Annotated in this window: 4 protein-coding genes and 1 pseudogene; 2 read left to right on the top strand and 3 right to left on the bottom strand. The window is 44.7% G+C overall.

Annotation, left to right across the window (positions count from 1 at the left end):
• Positions 1–594: pseudogene (locus LC574_RS29920) on the bottom strand (glucose-6-phosphate dehydrogenase); the annotation flags it as partial.
• A gap of 49 nt (positions 595–643) precedes the next feature.
• Between LC574_RS29920 and LC574_RS38315 the strand changes: the two are divergent.
• A complete protein-coding gene (locus LC574_RS38315; RefSeq protein WP_267871717.1) occupies positions 644–766 on the top strand; it encodes a hypothetical protein in 123 nt (40 codons plus the stop codon).
• On the opposite strand, the gene tal is transcribed toward LC574_RS38315, so the two are convergent.
• Positions 744–1,889 carry a transaldolase gene (tal, locus tag LC574_RS29915; RefSeq protein ID WP_229457239.1) on the bottom strand — a complete coding sequence of 382 codons (1,146 nt, stop codon included), beginning with the start codon at positions 1,887–1,889 and terminating at the stop codon, positions 744–746. The two genes, LC574_RS38315 and tal, sit on opposite strands and share 23 nt — an antisense overlap.
• A 337-nt stretch (positions 1,890–2,226) precedes the next feature.
• The gene (fbp, locus tag LC574_RS29910; RefSeq protein ID WP_229457238.1) at positions 2,227–3,276 is read right to left on the bottom strand and encodes a class 1 fructose-bisphosphatase; all 1,050 of its coding nucleotides are present in this window, start codon (positions 3,274–3,276) and stop codon (positions 2,227–2,229) included.
• Between the two features lie 185 nt (positions 3,277–3,461).
• On the opposite strand from fbp, the gene LC574_RS29905 reads away from it, so the two are divergent.
• Positions 3,462–3,854 (top strand): hypothetical protein, encoded by a 393-nt coding sequence (locus tag LC574_RS29905; RefSeq protein ID WP_229457237.1) that lies wholly within the window; start codon positions 3,462–3,464, stop codon positions 3,852–3,854.
• The last annotated feature ends 153 nt before the right edge of the window (positions 3,855–4,007 follow it).

Genomic DNA, 4,007 nt, shown 5'->3' with positions numbered 1-4,007 from the left:
GTAGTGGTCAATGCGGTATACTTGATGTTCTTTACAATATTCCTGTACCACTTGGTTAAGACTTTGGGCAGAAGCCAAGTCCCGACCAAAGGGTTTCTCGATTACTAGACGATGTTTGTAGGGATCTTCTAGCATCCCGCCGCTTCCTAACTGCTTAATGGCTTCGGGAAAGAATGAGGGGGCAACTGAGAGATAGAACATGCGATTACCTCGCGTGCCCCGTTTTTCGTCTAATTCACTCAATAAAGTTTTTAGTTTTTTGTAGCCTTCGGGGTTGTCTATATCCCCAGGACTATAGAACAGACCTTGAGAGAAGTCTTGCCAAAGTTCCCCTAAATCGATATCAGGATGTGCTTCTTCCATGCCCTTCTGCATCTGTTCGCGGAAGTATTCATGGCTCCACTCTCGACGTGCTACGCCGACAATAGTAGTTTCTGGCGGTATCCGCCGTTCTCGCCGCAATTTGTAAAGTGCTGGCACAAGTTTACGCCAGGTGAGATCACCAGAAGCGCCAAAGATAACTATAATCTGGGGTTCGGGCATCCCTTGTTGTTGCAGACCAACACGCAAGGGATTTTCTAGCAGACTAACCATAGGAATTTTGGATTTTGAGAATTGGGGACTGGGGACTGGGGATTGGGGATTGGGGATTGGGGATTGGGGATTGGGTATTAGGAAAATTGTTTACCAGTTTCCAGTTCTCATTCCCTATTCCCCAGTCCCCAGTCCCCAGCCCCCATTCCCTACACTGGTGACAATACCTTGATCTTGTCTTCTAAAGAGTTCATCAAGGACTGGAAGGGCTGAATGAATTTGTCAATACCTTCAACTAACAGTTCATCCATTACGGCATCAAGATCGATGTTGATGTCAGGATCTTTGAGGTTTTTGATCAGCGTGTAGGCATTATCTACATCTGTTTCTAAGCGATCGCCTACGTTACAATGATCGGCACAAGCTTTTATCGTCGCTGGTGGTACGGTGTTTACGGTATCAGGGCCTATCAACTCTTCGATATACATCACGTCGTTGTAGTTGGGGTCTTTGGTGCTGGTACTAGCCCAAAGTAGCCGTTGTACTGTGGCCCCTTTTTCTGCCAAGGCTTTCCAACGATCGCTCTCGATAATTTTCTTGTATTCCTGGTAGGCAATCTTGGCGTTAGCGATCGCTACTTTTCCTTTAACAGCTTTTAGCCTTGCTTCCACAGAAATATCATCAACGCCTTTTTTCAACTTAGCATCTATTTTGGCGTCAATGTTGCTATCAATCCGGCTGAGGAAGAAGCTGGCGACTGAAGCAATTCTACTGATGTCTTTGCCTTCAGCTAGCCGTTTTTCTAAGCCACGAATATAAGCCCAAGCTGTGTTTACGTAGCTTTCTACAGAAAACAGCAACGTAATATTAACATTCAGCCCTTCGGCTATTACCTGCTCCACTGCTGGCAAACCAGGTTCTGTACCGGGAATTTTAATCATCAAATTTTCCCGACCAATTTCTTGGAAATAGCGCCGGGCTTCGTTTATTGTTGCTTCAGTATCATGGGCGATAGTTGGCGGTACTTCAATACTCACATAACCATCTAGTCTATTCGAGGCTTCATAAACAGGGCGTAAAATATCACAAGCATTACGGATATCTGCAAAAACTAGGGATTCGTAAATTTTGTCTATGGGTAAGTTAGCACGAACTCCGGCTTCGATATCGGCATCATAAATGACGTTACCTGCGATCGCTTTTTCAAAAATAGTCGGGTTAGAGGTAATCCCAGAAATCCCTTGATTTTCAAATAGGTCTTTGAGTTCGCCTGATTGAACAATGTCACGGCTCAAATTATCCATCCGGATACTTTGACCGTAGTGGTTAATTTCTAGTAGATGATTGGTAGACATAGTTCTAATTTGTTTCGCTCCTGTATAGTGATCTTTCTAAGTAAGTTGGCAAAACCCATCAAAATTTGATGCTTACTTTTGAATTGTGGCGTTGCCAATCACTTATCGCATCGGCCAGCTGAGATAATCTTTAATACATCTTCAAAAAGTGGTATTCTGCATCGCCAATCTTAAATCACCATGATTAACTTTTAATTAATGGCAGATGAGAGTACAGCACAGAGGAAATAAGTCACTCTTATAAAACGTCTAAAACCCTTACGTAACAATAATTACGAATTACGTTAGCGTAGCGTTAGCGAGTCCTCGAGCGTCATTACGAATTACGAATTGTCTTCTAGTGTCCGTTTTGAATAAAAGACTCCACCTTTGCTACATCCTCTTTGCTACCAATAATTAAAGGTGTGCGTTGATGCAATTTTTTTGGCACCACATCCAAGATATTTACCAATCCTGTAGTGGCGCGACCGCCTGCTTGTTCAATCAAAAAGGCTAGAGGAGCAGTTTCATAAAGCAAGCGCAATTTCCCTTCTGGGTTTTGAATTGTGCCTGGATAGAGAAACACGCCGCCTTGAACCAAAATTCTATGGATGTCGCTCACCATTGCGCCGCTATAACGAGCGCTGTAGCCTTCTGTGCGATGAACGTAGCGGATGTATTCTCGAATCGATTCTTCCCATTGCCAGAAATTACCTTCATTCACGCTGTAAACTGAACCGTGCTTAGGAATTCGGATATTTTCTTCTGTGAGAATAAATTCTCCTAAACTCGGGTCAAGGACAAAGGAATGAACGCCCTTACCTATAGTATAAACCAGCATTGTGCTGGGGCCATATAAAATGTATCCGGCAGCGAGTTGCTTACGTCCGTTGGTGAGGAGGTCAGTTGCCTTGCGATCGCTATCAGTTCCTTCTTGTTGGCGAATGGCGAAAATGGAACCTAAGCTGAGATTATTATCAGTGTTGGATGAACCATCAATTGGGTCATACAGCAGGGTATAGCGACCAATGGGGCAATTTTCCGGGATATAGTAAGGTTTTTCCATTTCTTCAGAAGCTAGGCGACAGACTAAGCCGCTTTGCTTAAAAACTGAGATAAATACATCATTGGCATAGACATCCATCTTTTTGACGGATTCTCCTTGGACATTAACTTCCCCAGTAAATCCCAGAACGCCTTCCATTAAACCAGCGCGACTCATGCGGCGAGCAACCAGTTTCCCCGCCAGGGCGATGCGATTCATCAGCGCACTTAAATCCTGTGCATCTGGCGAAAAACTCTGAAGTTGCTGTAAGACGTGACGCGATAAGGTTGTACAATCACGATCTAAGGATTTGTCTGTAATTTCATTGATAGACGATTCTATTGAATCTGGCGCTTTAGCCATTTTTATGTTCTCCGCAGCCACTAGCTGTTAATTGGGTTTTAGTTGTGTATGGCAACTTATGGTTGCTGCTTCTATCTTAGAAAGGTAATTTGATAACTTAGATGCGACTTTAGATAAACTAAAGAAATGAATTTTCAGTGGCTCCTGCACTCAGAGCCTAACACCCCACACGCCAGATGCTCCACTTGGGGAGACCCCAAGACCTGTGTGTACACTGTAGCGGGGAGCAAAGACGAAGCGTAGCTTTGGCTCTTTGGGGTTCTTGTGGTTTAGTAAGTAATCAAGCGGACATGATATCAGTCGTGACGGGAACCACTTCCGACTTAACCGGAGCCACTTCCGACTTAACCGGAGCCACTTCCGACTTAACCGGAGCCACTTCCGACTTAACCGGAGCCACTTCCGACTTAACCGGAGCCACTTCCGACTTAACGGGAACCACTTCCGACTTAACGGGAGCCACTTCCGACTTAACCGGAGCCACTTCCGACTTAACCGGAGCCACTTCCGACTTAACCGGAGCCACTTCCGACTTAACGGAAACCACTTCCGACTTACAGCTATTTTCAGGTAAATAGACCACGCGGTAGGGGTTTAGCAATGCTCATATCACGTCCGGTTAAACACAAGTCAATTGCGAACGGAGTGAAGCAATCGCTCCAGACGTTGTGATTGCTTCGTTTCACTTCGTTCCACTCGCTTTTGACTTATCACAAGTAATTTATCGGACA

Source organism: Nostoc sp. CHAB 5715, from assembly GCF_020829685.1.
In the GTDB taxonomy this organism is placed as follows: Bacteria; Cyanobacteriota; Cyanobacteriia; order Cyanobacteriales; family Nostocaceae; genus Nostoc.
Note: the sequence above shows the minus strand (reverse complement) of the source record. Positions and strands in the feature narration are given on the sequence as shown.

Coding starts and splice junctions, on each gene's coding strand:
- tal (WP_229457239.1), bottom strand. CDS start 1,889: ATGTCTACCAATCATCTACTAGAAATTAACCACTACGGTCAAAGTATC.
- fbp (WP_229457238.1), bottom strand. CDS start 3,276: ATGGCTAAAGCGCCAGATTCAATAGAATCGTCTATCAATGAAATTACA.